The 17,478-nt window shown below is 70.0% G+C and carries 14 protein-coding genes; 9 read left to right on the top strand and 5 right to left on the bottom strand.

All coding sequences use genetic code 11. The annotated features are described in order from the left end of the window. Nucleotides 1–186: 186 nt before the first annotated feature. The 5 genes from MB1_RS20355 to rpsP form a co-directional block, all read right to left on the bottom strand. Nucleotides 187–2,712 carry a Tex family protein gene (locus MB1_RS20355; protein ID WP_066912007.1) on the bottom strand — a complete coding sequence of 842 codons (2,526 nt, stop codon included), beginning with the start codon at nucleotides 2,710–2,712 and terminating at the stop codon, nucleotides 187–189. Nucleotides 2,713–2,889: 177 nt separating this feature from the next. Further along, entirely contained in the window at nucleotides 2,890–3,636 is a 747-nt protein-coding gene (gene trmD / locus MB1_RS20350; RefSeq protein ID WP_084352339.1) for a tRNA (guanosine(37)-N1)-methyltransferase TrmD, read from the bottom strand. Nucleotides 3,637–3,647: 11 nt separating this feature from the next. Beyond that, nucleotides 3,648–4,205, bottom strand: a complete 558-nt coding sequence (gene rimM / locus MB1_RS20345; protein WP_066911836.1) for a ribosome maturation factor RimM — start codon at nucleotides 4,203–4,205, stop codon at nucleotides 3,648–3,650. Nucleotides 4,206–4,216: 11 nt separating this feature from the next. Then, nucleotides 4,217–4,459, bottom strand: coding sequence for an RNA-binding protein (locus MB1_RS20340; RefSeq protein WP_066911834.1), 243 nt, complete (start codon nucleotides 4,457–4,459; stop codon nucleotides 4,217–4,219). Further along, nucleotides 4,456–4,911, bottom strand: a complete 456-nt coding sequence (rpsP, locus tag MB1_RS20335; RefSeq protein ID WP_066911831.1) for a 30S ribosomal protein S16 — start codon at nucleotides 4,909–4,911, stop codon at nucleotides 4,456–4,458. The genes MB1_RS20340 and rpsP overlap by 4 nt, the downstream gene beginning before the upstream one ends. Nucleotides 4,912–5,313: 402 nt before the next feature. Here rpsP and MB1_RS20330 point away from each other — a divergent pair, with 402 nt between their 5' ends. From MB1_RS20330 to MB1_RS20290, 9 genes are all read left to right on the top strand, one after another. Further along, nucleotides 5,314–6,687: a GntR family transcriptional regulator gene (locus MB1_RS20330; RefSeq protein ID WP_066911828.1), complete on the top strand. Its 1,374-nt coding sequence runs from the start codon at nucleotides 5,314–5,316 to the stop codon at nucleotides 6,685–6,687. Nucleotides 6,688–6,701: 14 nt separating this feature from the next. Next, nucleotides 6,702–8,585, top strand: coding sequence for an ABC transporter ATP-binding protein (locus MB1_RS20325; RefSeq protein ID WP_218000288.1), 1,884 nt, complete (start codon nucleotides 6,702–6,704; stop codon nucleotides 8,583–8,585). After that, on the top strand, nucleotides 8,582–10,450 hold the full coding sequence (locus MB1_RS20320; protein ID WP_084352314.1) for an ABC transporter ATP-binding protein: 1,869 nt from the start codon (nucleotides 8,582–8,584) through the stop codon (nucleotides 10,448–10,450). Before MB1_RS20325 ends, MB1_RS20320 begins: the two co-directional genes overlap by 4 nt. 193 nt (nucleotides 10,451–10,643) lie before the next feature. Next, nucleotides 10,644–11,702 (top strand): aldo/keto reductase, encoded by a 1,059-nt coding sequence (locus MB1_RS20315; RefSeq protein WP_066911825.1) that lies wholly within the window; start codon nucleotides 10,644–10,646, stop codon nucleotides 11,700–11,702. A gap of 47 nt (nucleotides 11,703–11,749) precedes the next feature. Beyond that, nucleotides 11,750–13,066 carry an NtaA/DmoA family FMN-dependent monooxygenase gene (locus MB1_RS20310; RefSeq protein WP_066911822.1) on the top strand — a complete coding sequence of 439 codons (1,317 nt, stop codon included), beginning with the start codon at nucleotides 11,750–11,752 and terminating at the stop codon, nucleotides 13,064–13,066. Nucleotides 13,067–13,156: 90 nt separating this feature from the next. Then, on the top strand, nucleotides 13,157–13,888 hold the full coding sequence (locus MB1_RS20305) for an NAD(P)H-binding protein (protein ID WP_066911819.1): 732 nt from the start codon (nucleotides 13,157–13,159) through the stop codon (nucleotides 13,886–13,888). Next, nucleotides 13,885–14,991 carry a DUF7405 family protein gene (locus MB1_RS20300; RefSeq protein WP_066911817.1) on the top strand — a complete coding sequence of 369 codons (1,107 nt, stop codon included), beginning with the start codon at nucleotides 13,885–13,887 and terminating at the stop codon, nucleotides 14,989–14,991. The genes MB1_RS20305 and MB1_RS20300 overlap by 4 nt, the downstream gene beginning before the upstream one ends. Further along, a complete protein-coding gene (locus MB1_RS20295) occupies nucleotides 14,988–15,689 on the top strand; it encodes a hypothetical protein (RefSeq protein WP_157084193.1) in 702 nt (233 codons plus the stop codon). The genes MB1_RS20300 and MB1_RS20295 overlap by 4 nt, the downstream gene beginning before the upstream one ends. Before the next feature lie 159 nt (nucleotides 15,690–15,848). Beyond that, the gene (locus MB1_RS20290) at nucleotides 15,849–17,477 is read left to right on the top strand and encodes an ABC transporter substrate-binding protein (RefSeq protein ID WP_066911812.1); all 1,629 of its coding nucleotides are present in this window, start codon (nucleotides 15,849–15,851) and stop codon (nucleotides 17,475–17,477) included. Nucleotide 17,478: the final 1 nt, after the last annotated feature.

The following is a 17,478-nucleotide window of genomic DNA, read 5'->3' as shown; positions in this document are numbered from 1 at the left end:
GCGCCGGACCGGCCGCGGGCTGTGCCCGGCGACGATCACGGATTCCCACCCGTTCGTACTCCGTGTAAGGGTTGTCGACCGCACGCGTATCGGCGCCGGCAACCGATTCATGATGCCAGAAGCGGCGGATGCGGTGGTAATCGACCCGCGCGAACGGCCGGGTCGAACCGGCGACCGGGGGTTGGCTCAGGAACCGAAACCCGCCCGCCGCAGCGCATCGGCCATCGAGCCGGTCGGCTGGGACCGCCGATCGTTGCCGCCCTTGTGACGACGGTCACCGCCGGAGGCCCCCTGGTCGCCGCGCCCGCGGTCGCCGGCGTTGCCGCTGCGGTCGCCGCGACCGCGCGAGGCGTTGGCATCGGCCGCCTGCCGCCCGTCGGAACGACCGCGGGACGGCGCCTCGGAGCGGCCGCCGCGCGACTGGCCGTCGGACCGCCCCCCACGGGCCTGCCCGTCGGAACGTCCCCCACGCGATTGCCCGTCGGACCGCCCGCCGCGGGCCTGCCCGTCGGGACGCCCGCCGCGCGACTGATCGGAGCGCCCACCGCGACCGCCTTCGGCGCGTCCGCCGCGAGCGCGGACGTCGGCCTCGTCGTCGAGTCGCAGGGTCAGCCCGATCCGCTTGCGTTCGGTGTCGACCTCGGTGACCTTGACCTTGACCACCTGGCCGCTGCGCACCACGTCGCGCGGGTCCTTGACGAAGGTGTGCGACATCGCCGAGACGTGGACCAGACCGTCCTGGTGGACGCCGATGTCGACGAAGGCACCGAACGCGGCGACGTTGGTGACCACGCCCTCGAGGACCATCCCCGGGGTGAGGTCGCCGATCTTCTCGACGCCGGCCGCGAAGGTGGCGGTCTCGAACTGCGGCCGCGGGTCACGACCGGGCTTGTCGAGCTCGCCGAGGATGTCGACGACGGTCGGCAGGCCGAAGCGCTCGTCGACGAAGTCCGCCGCCCGCACCGAGCCGAGGACGGCCGAGTTGCCGATGACCTCGGCGACCGGCAGACCGCTGCGTTCGGCGATCCGGCGGACCACCGGATAGGCCTCCGGGTGCACGGCGCTCGCGTCGAGCGGGTCGTCGCCGCCGCGGATCCGCATGAAGCCGGCGCACTGTTCGTAAGCCTTGGGCCCCAACCGCGCGACATCGGTCAGCTGCTCGCGCGAGCGGAACGCGCCGCGGTTGTCGCGGTGCGCGACGATCGCCTCGGCGAGCGAGCGGGTGATGCCGGAGACGCGGGACAGCAGCGGGACCGAGGCGGTGTTGACGTCGACGCCGACCGCGTTGACCGCGTCCTCGACCACCGCGCCGAGCGAGCGGGCGAGCAGCGATTCGGAAACGTCGTGCTGGTACTGGCCGACGCCGATCGACTTCGGGTCGATCTTGACCAGTTCGGCGAGCGGGTCCTGCAGGCGCCGGGCGATCGAGACGGCGCCGCGGATGGTGACGTCGAGGTCGGGCAGCTCACCGGCGGCGTACTCCGACGCCGAGTAGACCGAGGCGCCGGCCTCGGAGACGACGACCTTGGTCAGGCTCGGGTGGGCGGAGACCAGGGTCGCGGCGAGCCGGTCGGTCTCGCGCGAAGCGGTGCCGTTGCCGATCGCCACCAGTTCGACGCCGTGCTCGCGGGTCAACCGGTCGAGGGTGGCGAGGGCCTGCTCGACACGGTTGTGCGGCTGATGCGGGTAGATCGTGTCGTGGGCGAGGACCTTGCCGGTCGCGTCGACCACGGCGACCTTGGTGCCGGTGCGGAAGCCGGGATCGAGGCCCATGGTGACCCGACCGCCGGCGGGCGCGGCCAGCAGCAGGTCGCGCAGGTTGTTGGCGAAGACGGCGACCGCGTCCGTTTCGGCGGCCTGCCGCAGCCGCATGCGCACGTCGAGCGCCGAGGAGACCAGCAGCCGGGTCCGCCAGGCCCAGCGGACGGTGTCCGCGAGCCAACGGTCGGCGGGCCGTCCCAGATCGGCGATGCCGAAGCGGGCCGCGATCATCGTCCGGTAGCGCTCGCCCTCCTCGTCGCCGGGCTCCGGGTCGAAGGTCAGGCTCAGCACGTCCTCCTTCTCGCCGCGCAGCACGGCCAGGACGCGGTGCGAGGGCAGCGAGGTGAAGTCCTCGGCGAATTCGAAGTAGTCGGAGAACTTGGCGCCGTCGGCCTGCTTGCCGTCGCGCACCTTCGAGGCGAGCGCGCCGTGGCTCCACATCGTCTCGCGCAGCGACCCGACCAGGTCGGCGTCCTCGGCGAAGCGTTCGACCAGGATCGCGCGGGCGCCGTCGAGCTGTTCGGCGGTGTACCCGGCCGGATCGGTCGTCGGATCGGACAGCAGGGCGTCGGCGACCGGCTCGTGCCCGGCTTCGCGGGCGATCTGGGCCTTGGTGCGACGCTTCGGCTTGTACGGCAGGTAGATGTCCTCGAGGCGGGCCTTGGTGTCGGCGGCCACGATGCGGGCTTCGAGCTCCTCGTCGAGCTTGCCCTGCTCCCGGATCGACTCGAGGATCACCCCGCGCCGGTCCTCGAGCTCGCGCAGATAGGTCAGGCGCTCCTCGAGGGTGCGCAGCTGGGTGTCGTCGAGACCGCCGGTGACCTCCTTGCGGTACCGGGCGATGAACGGCACGGTCGAGCCGCCGTCGAGCAGCTCGATCGCGGCGCGCACACTGCCGCGCCCCACACCCAGTTCCTCGGCGATCCGCCGATCGATATCGGTGGTCCCGATCCGCCGATCGGCCGGCCCCGACGTCGTGGTCGCGGCGGCGTCGGGTGTGGGTGCTTCGTTGATGCTCTGGTCGGTCACGGGCCGCGAGCCTACCGAAGTCGGCTGCGGGCGCGGTCGCGCCGTCCCGAGACCCGCCGCTTTTCGACCCCGGGCGTCCACGGCTGCCCGCGGCGGCGATCAGCGCGGATTCGTCCCGGGACCGGCGGATTCGCCGGCGCGCTCCGCCCCGGCGGATACCGGCGGATCGATCAGATCCGGTCGCCGGTCCGCGGTGCGTTCGAGCCCCTGTTCGCGGCGCCACCGGGCGATCCGCGCGTGGTCTCCGGACAGCAGGATCGGCGGCACCTCGAGGTCGCGCCAGACCCGCGGACGGGTATAGGCGGGGCCCTCGAGCATGCCGTCGGAGAAGGAGTCCTCCTGATGGGAGCGCTGATTGCCCAGCACCCCGGGGATGAGACGGATCACCGCCTCGCAGATGACCAGCACCGCGGCCTCGCCCCCGACGAGGACGTAGTCACCGATCGAGACCTGCTCGACCCGGACCCGACGGCCGGCGTCGATCATCACCCGTTCGTCGATCCCCTCGTACCGCCCGCAGGCGAAGACGAGCGCGGATTCGCGCGACCAGCGCTGGGCGGTCTCCTGGGTGAAGGGGCGACCGGCCGGGGTCGGCACGATCAGGATGGGATCGTCGTGACGGGCGAGCACGTCGTCGAGCGCCTCGCCCCAGACCTGCGGCTTCATCAGCATGCCGGGGCCGCCGCCGTAGGGCGCGTCATCGACGGCGCGGTGCACGTCGTGCGTCCAGTCGCGCAGATCGTGCACCCCCACCGACACCAGTCCGGCGTCGATCGCCTTGCCGACCAAGGCTTCCCGCAGCGGCGACAGATAGCCCGGAAAGATGGTCAGCACGTCGACCGCCAGCGACGGCGAGGTCACGGCTCGTCGCCGTCGGGCATCAATCCCTCGGGCGGGTCGATTTCGAGGTAGCTCTCGCCGAGATCGATGTGGGGAACAAATTCCGAGATGAAGGGCACGAGCACCTCTCCCGCCTCGGGGAGGTCGACCGCCAGCAGATCGCCACCGGCGGTGTGCAATACCTCGCGCACGATCCCGATCGCGCGGGGCGAGGACCCCTCGGCCCGCAACCGCACCTCGAGGCCTTCGAGTTCGTGATCGTAGAACTCGTCCGGATCGTCGCGGGCGGGCAGCTCCGACGAGTCGATCACCAGCAGGGTCCCGCGCAGGGCCTCCGCCGCAGTGCGATCGGCGACGCCCTCGATCGTCACCAACATCCGCCCCGAATGACTGCGAGCGCCGGTGACGGTCAGCCGCGGCAACTTCTTGTACGGGGTGGTGTCACGCATCCGCGGCCGGGCCCGAAGAACGGACCCGGCCGCGAAGCGTTGGTCGGGGTCGTCGGTGCGCACCTCGACCACCAGTTCACCTTTGACGCCGTGTGGCTTGGCCACTCGACCGACGACCAGCTCCATGGTCGATCGGATCAGCGGTCGGTGTCGACGACGTCCACGCGGATCCCGCGGCCACCGATACCGGTGACCAGGGTCCGCAGCGCGGTCGCGGTACGTCCGCCGCGGCCGATCACCTTGCCGAGATCGTCCGGGTTGACGTGGATCTCGATCGTCCGACCGCGGCGTCCGGTGACCACCGAGACCTGAACGTCATCGGGGTTGGCCACGATGCCGCGAACCAGATGCTCGACGGCGTCGGCGATGACCGTGCTCACTGCGCGGCGTCTGCTTCGGCGGGGGCGTCCCCTTCGGTGGCGGCCGCGTCGTCGTCGGCCTTGGCCGGCTTCTTCTTCTTGGCGGTGGTGGCCTCGGCGATCGGCTCCGAATCGGCCTGCGCGAGGGCGGCCTGGAACAGCTCGAGCTTGGTCGGCTTCGGCTCCGCCTTCTTCAGCGTGCCCTCGGCGCCCGGCAGGCCCTTGTGCTTCTGCCAGTCACCGGTGATCTTCAGCAGGGCCTCGACCGGCTCGGTCGGCTGCGCGCCCACCGACAGCCAGTACTGCGCACGCTCGCTGTTGATCTCGATCAGGCTGGGCTCTTCCTTCGGGTGGTACTTCCCGATCGTCTCGATCGCACGGCCACCGCGGCGGGTGCGGGCGTCGGCGACGACCACCCGGTACTGCGGGTTGCGGATCTTGCCCAGACGGGTCAGCTTGATACGAACGGCCATCGTATGGCCCCTTTCAACGGGTTGGTCACGACGCAATTCAGCGATGCACCCGGTCGGTGCACCCGGTTTTGCGGATATGGGGTGTTGTGACCGCCGGCCGGCCGTAGCCGGTGACGGGCGAACAGCCGTTCATTGTGCCAGAACACGAACCGCCTCCCCAACCCCGCCCCACCACGCACCCGGTCTCCCCGTCGCCGCGGTTGCCGTACCCGCCGCCGTCATGGCAAACATATTCTGAACATATTTTCGGCAGACGGGTCGCTCGGCCGCCGATATCCGACGCAATGTTCCGATATGCCCGGATGGGTTATGGTTGACAGCGGCCCATACCTGGACGAATGCCACACAATCACCCTGCGGATGCGAGATAAATATGTTTGCCGATATGTTTGCCCGCCGCGGATGACGGACAGCGAAGTATCCGCGGCCTGGTTGGCGACGCGGCTCACCGATCGCATCACCGCCTCACCCGGCGGCGGAGGCGCCGCGATCGAGGTGGGCATTCGGGCCCTGATCGACTCGGGTGAACTCGCCGACGGCACGAAGCTGCCCACCATCCGATCGCTGGCCGACCACCTCGACCTGAAGGTCAGCGCGGTCACGGACGCCTGGGTGCGGCTGCGCCGCGAACGGTTGGTCGATACGCGGCGCCGCGGCGGCACCTTCGTCACCCGGACCGCTCCCGCCACCCCGCAGCCGGCGGATTTCGACGGCTGGGGCAGCGTCGAACTCGTCCAGGCCCTCCCCGAGCCCGCCCTGGTCCCGTCGACCGTTCCGGCGTTCGCGGCGTCGATCGACCCCGGCCGCCCGCTGACCCATACCCATCTGGACGCCAAGCTGATCGACCGGCTCCAGCAGCAGTGGCCCTTCGGTCCCGCGACGTTCACCCTGCTGCCGACCGGGCTGGCGGCCCTGCGGATGATCCTCGACGCCGTCACCGCGATCGCCGACGGAGCGATCGCGGCGGAGAGCCCCGGCATGCTGCGCACGAACGACCTCACCTCGCGCATCGTCGACCACGCGACGGTCGCGGTCGACCTCGACGCGGCGGGCCCGATACCGGACTCGCTGGCCGCCGCCCTGGACGCGGGGGCGGGCACCTTCGTCTTCCAGCCCACCGGGCAGATTCCGTTGGGCTCGACGATGACCCCGCAGCGGCGGGACGCCCTGGTCGCGACCATCGAACGGCACGGATCGACGCCCTGGATCGTCGAGGACGACGCGTCGGCCGGACTCTTTCCGGCGATCAGCCTCGGTGGCGCCTTCCCCGAGCACACCGTGCGCATCAGCCAGTACTGGCGGGCCTTCGGCACCGACCTCGCCCTGTCGGTGGTCGGCGGGTCGGGTCGCATCGTCGGCACGATTCTCGATCGGCAACGCGCCGACGGCATTCGGGTATCGGGCCTGCTGCAGCGGGTTCTGACGATCCTGCTCGGCGACCGGGAGGCACTGGCGCGGGCCCGATCCGCCCGCGGGGTCTACGACCGGCTGAACGTCGCCCTGACCGCCGCGCTGGAACGCCATGGCCTGCGGGTGGACTCGCACGGCGGCCTCTTCGTCTGGATACCGGTCCCCGACGAGCACCGGGTCCTGCGGCAACTGGCCGGCGCCGGGATTCGCGCGCAGGGCGGCCGCGACGCCTTCATCACCGCGGCGCCGAGCGACTACCTGCGGCTCTCGGTCACCCGACTGCCCCTTGATCCCGCGCTGCTCGACGACCTGGCGGCCCTGCTGGCCGCCGCCGTCACCGGCAGCACCCTCCTGGACGTCGAATGAGAACGGGGCCCCGCGTGCCTGACCACCCGAGCATCACCCCACCGGGCATCACCCCACCGGTCGAACCACCGCCGCGGTCCTTCGGTTCCGCGATGGCCCGACTGATGCCGCACGCGCGGCCCTATGCCCCGCGCTTCGCGGCCGGCATCGTCGCCGCCGTTGGCGCGGCGGCGCTCGGCCTCGCGATTCCCCAAGCCCTGCAATACATCGTCAACACCTCCCTCGACGGAGGCGGCTATCGGGAACTGTGGATCGGGGTCGCGGTCGTGCTGGTCCTCGGCATCGGCGAGGCGGCGTTGACCATCGCCCGCCGGCGGCTGATCACCACGCCGGGAACGACGTTCGAGTCCGACCTGCGCATCCTGATCTACCGGCACCTCGCCGACCTGCCGCCGTCGGTGCACGATCGCTACAGCGGCGGCCAACTGCTCAGCCGCAGCATCAGCGATGTCCGGCGCTTCCGCCGGTGGTTGACCTTCGGTATCAGCCAAACGGTGGTCAACACGTTCACGATCGGCGCCGGCCTGGCCCTGATCACCCTGGTCGACCCGATCCTCGGGTTGATCTACTTCATCGGCTGCGTCCCCGCCGTGGCGGTCAGCTTCCGGGCCCGCAGCCGCTACCACGATCTCGCGCGGGTCAGTCAGGACCAGATCGGTGATCTGGGTGCGACGGTCGAGCAGTCGGTGCACGGCATCCGGGTGCTCAAGGCGTTCGGCCGCGAGGATCACGCGGTCGCGGACTACATCGAACAGGCCGGCGAGCTGCGCTCGACCGAACTGCGCAAGGCGGATCAGAAGGCGCTGATCGCCTTTGCGATGTCGGCGATCCCGGACGCGCTGCTCGGGGTGCTGCTGGTGGTCGGGTTGCTGCGGGTGGTCGACGGTCACCTGACGATCGGCGGCCTGCTGGCGGTGTTCACCACCGCCGCGATCATGGGCGGCCCGCTGGAGCGGATCAGCGAGCAGTTCACGATGACGATGGACGCCAAGGCGGCGCTGAGCCGCTTCGGCGAGCTGCTCGACCAGCTCAACACCGTCTCCGATCCCCCGGACCCGCGGCCGCTGCCCGAGGGGCCGGGCCGGGTCGAGTTCGACGGGGTGGACTTCTCCTACGACGGCTCGACGACGGTGCTCGAGGATCTGAATCTGGTGATCGAACCCGGTGAGACGCTCGCGTTGATCGGATTGACCGGCAGCGGCAAGACCGCGATCGGCCAATTGGTCGGCAGATTCCGGGATGTCGACGCCGGCAGCGTCCGGGTCGACGGGACCGATGTGCGCGAGGTGACCCGCCACGACCTGCGCGCCCTGGTCTCGGTGGTCTTCGACGAGCCGCTGCTGTTCTCCTCGACGATCGCCGAGAACGTCGCGCTCGGCGCCCCGGACGCGACCGACGAGGAGTTGGCGACCGCGCTGCGGGTCGCGAAGGCGGACTTCGTCGACCGGCTGCCCGACGGGATCCACACCCGTATCGGGGAGGAGGGATTGACGTTGTCCGGCGGTCAGCGGCAACGGCTGTCGCTGGCCCGGGCGATCGCCGCGCGCCCGCGGGTCCTGGTGCTCGACGACCCGCTCTCCGCGCTCGACGTGCACACCGAGCGGGTGGTGGCCGATCGGCTGCGCGCACATCTGGCCGATACGACCACCCTGCTGATCGCCAGCCGCCCGTCGACGGTCACGATCGCCGACCGGGTCGCCGTCGTCCACGAGGGGCGCATCGTCGCGATCGGCACCCACGCCGAATTGCGCGCCTCCAGTGCGCTCTATCGCGCGATCGTCGGCGATACGACACCGCCGCCCGCACCGACGGTCGACGCGTCCACCCGCGATCCGATCGGCCGGGCGCAGTCCGCGGCGATCGAGACCACCCGCGAGGCGATCGAGGCCCACCGATGACCCGAAGCACCACCGAGTCGACCGCTCCCGCCGCGCCGGATCCCACCGGCGTCGGGATCGAGGACCGCGTCCACCTCGACCGCGACACCAATCGGTTCGTCCGACGCCGCTCCGCGCACCTGCTGCGGCTGCTGCTGTGGCCGATGCGCGGCCGGGTGCTGCTGTTGTTCGCGCTGATCGTCGCCGCCCAGGCCGCCCGCGCGGCCGGCCCGCTACTGATCGCGATCGGCGTCAACACCGCGCTGCCCCGCCTGCGCGACGGCGACCTGTCGACCGCCCTGTGGTTCGGGGGCGCGCTGGTGGCGATCGGGCTGGCCGGTGGCGCCCTCAACTGGTGGTCGGTGCGGCTGACCTCGCAGATCAGCCAGGAGGTGATGCTCGACCTGCGCAGCCGGGTATTCAATCACGTCCAACGGCTGAGCCTGGACTTCCACGAGGAGTACACCTCGGGGCGCGTGATCGCCCGCCAGACCAGCGATCTCGACGATATCCGCGAACTGCTGGACGCCGGCGTCAACCAGTTGCTGTCCGCGTTCTGCTACATGGCGATCGTCTCGGTGTTGATGTTCACCCTGGATCCGGCGAGCGGGCTGATCTTCATCGTCGCGTCCGTGCCGGTGCTGTGGTTGACCCGCTGGTTCCACCGGGTCTCCCAGGTCGAGTACCGCTCCTCGCGGGTGGCGTCGGCGAATCTGATCGGCCAGTTCGTCGAGACGATGACCGGAATGCGCGCGGTACAGGCCTTCCGCCGGGAACCGAACGTCACGGCCGATCAGCGTCGGGTCTCGCGGGAGTACCGCAATACCGATCTGCGGGCGATGTCGCTGTTCGGTGTCTACGATCCCGCCCTGATCCTGATCGGCAACATCACGGTTGCCGTGCTGCTCGCGATCGACGGATACCGGATGCTGTCGGGCGAACTGAGCATCGGCACGCTGATCGCCGCGGTGCTGTACGCCAAGCGGTTCTTCCAACCGCTCGAGCAGATGGCCCGCTTCTACAACGCCCTGCAGGCGGCGATGGCGTCGCTGGAGAAGATCTCGGGTCTGCTCGAGGAGGCGCCGAACCTGGCCGAACCCGCACCGCCGCAGCCCCTGACGTCCGCCACCGGGGAGATCCGGCTCGACGGTGTCGATTTCGGATATCGCAATGGCAAACCGGTGATCGCCCATCTCGATCTGCACATCCCCGCGGGCCAGACGGTCGCGCTGGTCGGCGGCACCGGGGCGGGCAAGTCGACGATCGCCAAACTGATCGCCCGCTTCTACGACGTCGGTTCCGGGGCGGTGACCCTGGACGGTATCGATGTGCGGCAGTTGTCCTTCGCCGATCTGCGTCGGCATATCGTCGTGGTCACCCAGGAGAGCTACCTGTTCGGCGGCACGATCGCCGACAACATCCGGCTCGGCCGTCCCGACGCGACCGACGACCAGGTGCGGGACGCGGCACGCGCGGTCGGCGCGGATCGCTTCATCGAGACCCTCCCCTTCGGCTTCGACACCGACGTCAACCATCGCGGCGGCCGCCTCTCGGCGGGACAGAAGCAATTGGTGTCGTTCGCGCGGGCGTTCATCGCCGACCCGAGTGTGCTGATCCTCGACGAGGCGACCAGTTCCCTCGACCTGCCGAGCGAGGCGCTGGTGCAGGACGCCCTCGAACGGCTGCTGGCCGGCCGTACGGCGGTGATCATCGCCCACCGCCTCTCGACGGTCGGCATCGCCGATCGCATCGTCGTGCTCGACGGGGGCGCCGTGGTCGAAGACGGCACGCCGGCCGAACTGCGCGGCGGCGAGGGACACTTCGCGCAATTATCACAACATTGGAATGCGAGTATGGCTCCGCTTCACGGAGATTCTTATTCCTAGCCGACCGCGGGTGTAATTCACCCATTTGCGCTTAACAATTCCGGTAGCTGAGCAATATTGTTTGTCGGCCCCGGCCGAACGATTCTGATGGAACCGACGCGTCCTGCCCTGCCGCAGGCGCGCCGGGCATCCGCGGACAATCGCGTTGTCCGAGAGACGGGTGCGGGACTGCCGCCAACAGATCGGACCGAACATGAGCTACCGCACGCTGGGGAAAACCGGAGTCAAGGTCAGCCCGCTGACCCTGGGGGCGATGAATTTCGGCGAGCGCGCCAACGGTGATCACGCCGACGCCATCTCGATCATCCATCGCGCGCTCGACGCCGGGATCAACATTATCGACACCGCCGATTCTTATTCCCAAGGGGAAAGCGAGATCATCGTCGGCAAGGCGATTCAGGGACGCCGGGACGACGTGATCGTCGCCACGAAATTCCACAGCCAATGGTCCGACGGCATCAATACCCGCGGCAGCTCGCGGCGCTGGATCTTCGCCGAGGTCGAGAATTCGCTGCGCCGGCTCGGCACCGATTACATCGACCTGTACCAGCAGCACAAGCCCGATCCCGAGGTCGACATCGAGGAGACCGTCGGCGCCCTCGACGATCTGGTGCGCCAGGGCAAGATTCGGTACTACGGCACCACCACCAACGAGGCCCACCTGCTGGTCGAGGCCCAGTGGGCGGCGGCCCGCACCGGCCGCAGCAAGCCCGCGACCGAGCAGGCGCCGTACTCGATCCTGGCGCGCGGAGCCGAACGGGCGGTCTTCCCGGTGGCGCAGAAGTTCGCCCTGGGCGTGCTGACCTGGAGCCCTCTGGCCGGTGGGTGGCTCTCCGGCCGCCATGTCGCCGGCAGCGAGGCGCCGCCCTCGGCGCGCGCGGCGCGCATCCCGGCCCGCCACGATCCGACGCTTCCGATCAACCGGACCAAGCGCGAGTTGGCGATCCGCCTGGCCGACGTGGCCGCCGAGGCCGGGCTGACCCTGCCCGAGCTGGCGGTGGCCTTCGTCCTGCGGCATCCGGCGGTCAGCAGCGTGCTGGTCGGTCCGCGCACATACCAGCACCTCGAATCGCTTCTGCACGTGCCGGATATCCACCTCGAGGATTCCGTGCTGGACGCGATCGACGAGATCGTGCCGCCCGGCGTGACGATCAACCGTGCCGACGAGGGCTGGTTGCCGCCGTGGCTCGACAGCCGCGACCCGGCCGGCCGTCGCCGCCCCGCCCCCCGGCGGGCCGCGGTCGACGCCTGACCGCATCCGACCGAATACGCCGGACGAGACCCTCACGGAGCGTCGACATGAGCCAACAGCCAGGGCTGCATCTGGGCATCAATTGCCCGGGACTGGGTGCGTACCGTCACGCGTGGCGACGGGACGGAATCGATCCGCTGGGCACCGCGAACCCCGAGTTCTACGTGCGGGTGGCCCGTACCGCGGAGCGGGGCCTCTTCGACGCCGTCTTCACCGCCGACGTGCCGGCCCTGCAACCCCAGTGGGCCGAACAGCCGCAACGCAATACCCTCGATCCGCTGTTGGCGTTGACCGTCGCCGCCCGTGAGACCGAGCGGGTGGGGCTGGTGGCGACGGTGTCGACGTCGTGGCTGCAGCCGTTCGAGTTGGCGCGGTCGATCGCCACCCTCGACCGGATCTCGCGGGGGCGGGCCGGCTGGAACATCGTCACCAGCTACGACCCGCTGGTCGGGCTGCATCACGGCGGCGGACCGTTGCCGGACAAGCAGGATCGGTACCGGCGGGCCGACGAGTTCACCGGCGTGGTCGAGTCCCTGTGGCGGACCTGGGCACCCGACGCGATCGTCGCGGACAAGGTCGGCGGCCGGTACACCCGACCGGGCGGCGTGCGGACCTTCGAGCATCGCGGCGAGTTCTTCGCGATCACCGGTGGCGGGGTTGTCCCCCCATCGGAGCAGGCGTTGCCGGTGGTCTTCCAGGCCGGCGGCTCGGCCGATGGGCTCAACCTCGCCGCCCGGTACGCGGACGCGACGTTCGTCTCGGCGGCGACGGTCGACGCGGCCCGCGACTATCGACGGCGCCTCGACGCGGCGAGCCGCGAGCACCGGGCCCCGGGCCGGGATCCGGTGCTCGCGTTGCCCGGTCTGACGGTCACCCTCGGATCGACCGACGAGGAGGCCGAACGCCGTCACGACGAATTGTCGGACAGCGACAACGACGCGACCGTGCTGGCGATGATCGCCCAGCGCCTCGGGGTCGATCCGCGGGATATCGATCCGGACGCTCCCCTGCCGGTCGACCGCGCGCGGTTCGAACTGCAGCGGTCGCAGACCTCCGAGGGCTTCCTGCGGTCATTGGTGTCGATGGCCGAGTCGGGCCGCACCGCCCGCGATCTCGTCCGCTCCGGCGGGGTCGGCCATCTCGGCGTGGTCGGTGGCCCGAAGAAGGTCGCCGACCTGATCGAACAGTGGTACTCCACCGGGCTGGTCGACGGTTTCAACCTGATGTTCGACGTCATCGACGAGGCGTTCGACCCCTTCGTCGACGAGGTGGTGCCGATCCTCCAGGAGCGTGGCCTCTTTCGGCGGCGGTACGAGGGCGCCACCCTGCGCGCCCATCTCGGATTGCCGGTGCCCACCTGGTGAGCGCCGTCGACCGATCCCCGACCCCATCCGAGTCGACTCCCCTTCGTTTCATCGAGCGGTCCACGGCCGCCGTCCCTTCGAGGAGACACCGTGTCACATATCGTTGAGCTCAGCCCGGCCCTGAACGAGGCCGGACGAACGGATTTCACCGTCGTCCACGGCATCTGGAATGCCAGTGACAGCGCGGCGAGCCTCGCCGCCGAGCGCGGCCACCGGTACATCCGACCCGACCACATCGGACTGACCGACCGCGACATCGACGACCTGCTGATCGATGCCGACGCCCTGGTGCTGGCCCCGACGGTCGCCACCCCCACCGGCATGTGGTTGCCCGTCGAGGGTGAGACCGCCGGGCGCACCCTCGGGCACCGCCTGCTCGACCGGATCGCCGAATCCCGCCCCGACCTGCACATCGTGCTGGTCTCGCATTTCCTGGTCGGACACGGTGTCGCGCACCGCAATGCCCGCACCTCCACCTGGAGCCTGCGCGCCCTCGAGGCGCATCTGCGCGGTGGTCCGAACCCCTGGACGATCCTGCGCCCCACCTGGGTGTCGACCATTCACGACGAGTCGTACCGGACCCGACTGACCCGCGACGCGAACGCCGACGGCCTGGTCAGCACCGCCGCCGTCGCCGATACGGTCCTCACGGCGATCGAGAACCCCGCGGTGGCCGCAGGTCGCACCGCCGCGGTCTACAACCTGAGCATTCCCGAGACCGGCACCACCGATCTGATCGCCGAGTTCTCGGCCCTGGAGGCCGATCTCGAAGCCGGCCTGGGCGTCGCCACCCAGCCACTGGTGGGGGTGGAGCGCCGATGAGCCTGCCGGAGCGTCAACATGCCTGGGAGGAGACCTTCGGGACCGACGACCTCGGTCGTCCGGTCGCTCCGCGCCACCAGAGTCTGGTGTTCACCGACCTGGTGACGCCGCCGAACTCCGACGGGCCGCGGGGCGGCGGAGCCGCAACGCATCTGGAGCGAGCCGCCGCGCACCTCGAGTACGCGCTGTCGGCGGTGGAGGACAAGTACGCCTACGGGCCCGACGGCCTGCTGACCACCGTCGGCTGGGGCGTCGAGTGGTTCGACCGGTATACCGACCACGACCGCCTGATCAACCCGCCGGCGCGGATGTCGCGGTGGGAGGACCCCGCGCTCGATATCCCGATCGCGGTCTTCCACCTGGCGAGCGACCACGCGGAGATTCTCGACGAGGTCCGCGAGGTGCTCTTCGGCGACGGGCCGCTCGGCCAGGGCGACTACCTGCGGGTGACCGAGGTGCGCAACGGTTTTGTCGGCGCGGGGCTGCCCGCGCGGGCGCTGCCGGAGCTCGACCTGCCCGAATCGGCGCCGCTGCTGTTCGGATTCCATTCGATCCACAAGGGCAGCCAAGCCCCCGAGGACGCGATCACGATCACCGAGGGCCCGCTGACCGGTGGCACGACCGCGCACATCAGCCGCATCGAGTTGGCGGTCGACCGGTGGCAACAGCTCGACCGCGACCGCCAGGCGGCGCTGCTCTACGCGCCGACGATCTCCGCGCACCAGGCCGAGCGGCTGGTCGAGGACTCCCCCAGCGACTACGAGCGATACGAGACGACGGTGCGCGAGCACGGCGTCGTCGGACATGCGCAGGCCGCCGCGCGCGCCCGGGTCAACAACGTGCCGGTGATCAACCGCCGCGACTTCGCGACAATCGACGGCGGGCGACCGGGGACCCACTTCGTATCCCTGCAGCGAGAACTGCGTGATTTCAACAACACTCGGGCGACGATGAACGCCGCGGACGGGTCGGACCATCACCGCAGTGTCGGTGCCCGCCGGCGCAACGGCATCAACGCCTTCTTCGACGTCACCCACCGGGCGACCCTCGGAATTCCCGCCCGCGCCCACCGCGCCTACCCGCATGCGAGAGGTTCCCGATGACCGTGCTGCCCGCCTCCACCGCCGCCGGGCTCGACGCCGACGCGATCACCGTGCTGCGGGAGATCTTCGCCGAGCCCTCGCTCCCGGTCGGCACCACCGCGGCGATCCCGGAGGGCGAGACGATCACGGTGCTGCGCGAGGCTCTCGACCATCTGACGACGGTGCGCGCCGCGGCGGTCGCCGTGACCTCGCCGGCGGTCGGGCGCGACCTGCTGGCCGCGGCCGCCGGGATCGACCCGCACCTCGCGGCGGTCCTCGGCGCCCATATCGCCCTGGGCCCGCTGCTGGCCGACGCCCCGCCGAGCCGGGCGCGCAATGCGCTGCTCGGCGACATCGATCGCGGCGATATCGCGGCGCTCGTCGAGGCCGTCGCGCTCGACTGGGGTGTCGACGGCGCCCCCACCGATGCGCAGCCGCTCGGCCGCCTCGACGGACAATTGCGTGTCGCGCACTATCCGGGTCTGTACGCCTCCCTGGTCGCCCCCGACCTCGCCACCGGCGTCACAACCGATGTGGCCACGGATCGGCTGATCGTGCTGCCGACCCATCGGGATCGCGTCACCTGGGAACGCGCCGATCCCGCGACCGGACAGGGATGGACGGTGCGCCTGAACCGGGTGATCGTGCACCGCGACGAGCTGGTCGACCTCGGCCGCCGCTCGGCTGCGGCGCCCTCGGATGCCGACTGTCGCAGCTAGAGAAGCATCCGCGGCGGGATGAACCTTCCGTTCTCCCCGCATGATTCACCCCCTCGATCCACTCGCCCGATCCCCCCGTGCCCGATTTCTCGTGCACGATTCCCCGCGCACGATTCCTCGTGCGTGATTCCCCGCGCACGTTTCCTCAAGGAGAGCTCCATGTTTGCGTTCCGACGACGCCTCACCGGCGCCGTAGCCACCGCGACCCTCGCGGCGGTGCTCGTCGCCTGCGGCGGCGGTGATTCCTCCGGCGGGGCCGCCGCGGGGCCGACCGGCGAACCGAGCAGCGGTGGCGACATCGTGTTCCTGGAGAGCGGCGAGTTCACCAGCTTTGCGCAGCAGAGCCTGCGCCTGTGGCAGAACTCCTCGGTATCGGTGAATCTGTTCGAGCAGTTGGTCTTCCTCGATCCGGAGACCGGTGAGGTCGAGCCCTGGTTGGCGACGCAGTGGCGCGTCAGCGATGACCTCACCGAGGTCGAACTGGACCTGCGCGACGACGTGACCTTCAGCGACGGCACCCCCTTCACCCCCGAGGTCGCGATCGCCAATCTCGATCGGTTCGCGACCGGCGACGAATCGCGCGGCATCACCCCGTCGGTGCCGCAGTTCTCCGCCTACGATCGCGCCGAGGTCGTCGACGGCGACACCATCCGGATCTATCTGAGCCGCCCGGACAGTGGGTTCCTCAACAACCTGTCCGATCTGCGTCATTCGATCGTCGCACCGTCGACTCTCGATCTGAGCCTCGAAGAGGCGTCCGATATCGCCAACGCCATCGGCACCGGACCGTTCGTCTTCGACTCGGGCAACAAGACCACCGAGATCAAGATCGTCAAGCGCGACGACTACGACTGGGCGCCCGGCGGAGCCGACCACAGCGGTCCCGCCTACCTCGACTCGATCACCTACCTGGTGTCCTCGGAGGGCTCGGCCCGCACCGGGCAGCTGCTGTCGAATCAGGCGCAGGCGGCCCGCGACATCCTGATCAGCGACGAGCAGACCCTGATCAACCAGGGTCTGGGATACCACGGCGCCCGCCCCTTCGGCGGCGCCCGCACCCTGGAGTTCGCGCTGACCGCCGGCGAGCCGGTGACCGATCTGCGGGTGCGTCAGGCCTTCCAGTTCGGCATCGACCGCGACGAGCTGATCGAGACGGTCTACAACGACAACTGGGCCCGCGCCCGCGGACTCGTGCAGTCCAATACCCCCGGTTTCGTCGATCTGTCCGAGACCTTCGCCTTCGATCCGCAGCGGGCCGAGCAGCTGCTCGACGAGGCCGGTTGGACCGAGCGTGGTTCCGACGGCATCCGCATCAAGGACGGCCAACCCCTGTCGATTCGGGTCTACAACGAGCCGAACTGGGTCGTCTCGATCCCCGACGCGGAGCTGATCTCGATCCAGTTGGCGCGCATCGGTATCGACTTCGACCTGCAGAAGGTCGACGCCGCCACCTACAACGCGCAGATCGCCAAGCCGGAGACCGCCTTCAGCTGGGGCCACCAGACCGCCGCGGACGTCAGCATCCTCTGGGCGCCCTACCGGTCCGGCGGCACCCGCGGCCTCAACGACCCGCAGTTCGACGCGGCGCTCGACGAGATCAAGCTGCATCCGGTCGGCCCGGAGCGGGACGCGGCGGTCGAGGCGGCGCAGAGCTACCTGATCGACAACGCGCTGATCGTGCCGCTGCAGGAGACCCAGCAGGCCTTCGTGACGGCCGCGAATCTGCACGGATTCCGCACCGAAACGCTCGGCCGGGCCTACTTCTACGACGCCTGGCTGGACGACTGAC

The sequence above is a fragment of the Millisia brevis NBRC 105863 genome (assembly GCF_001552615.1).
In the GTDB taxonomy this organism is placed as follows: Bacteria; Actinomycetota; Actinomycetes; order Mycobacteriales; family Mycobacteriaceae; genus Millisia; species Millisia brevis.
The sequence above is the reverse complement of the archived record's forward strand: the minus strand, read 5'-3'. Positions and strand labels throughout refer to the sequence as shown.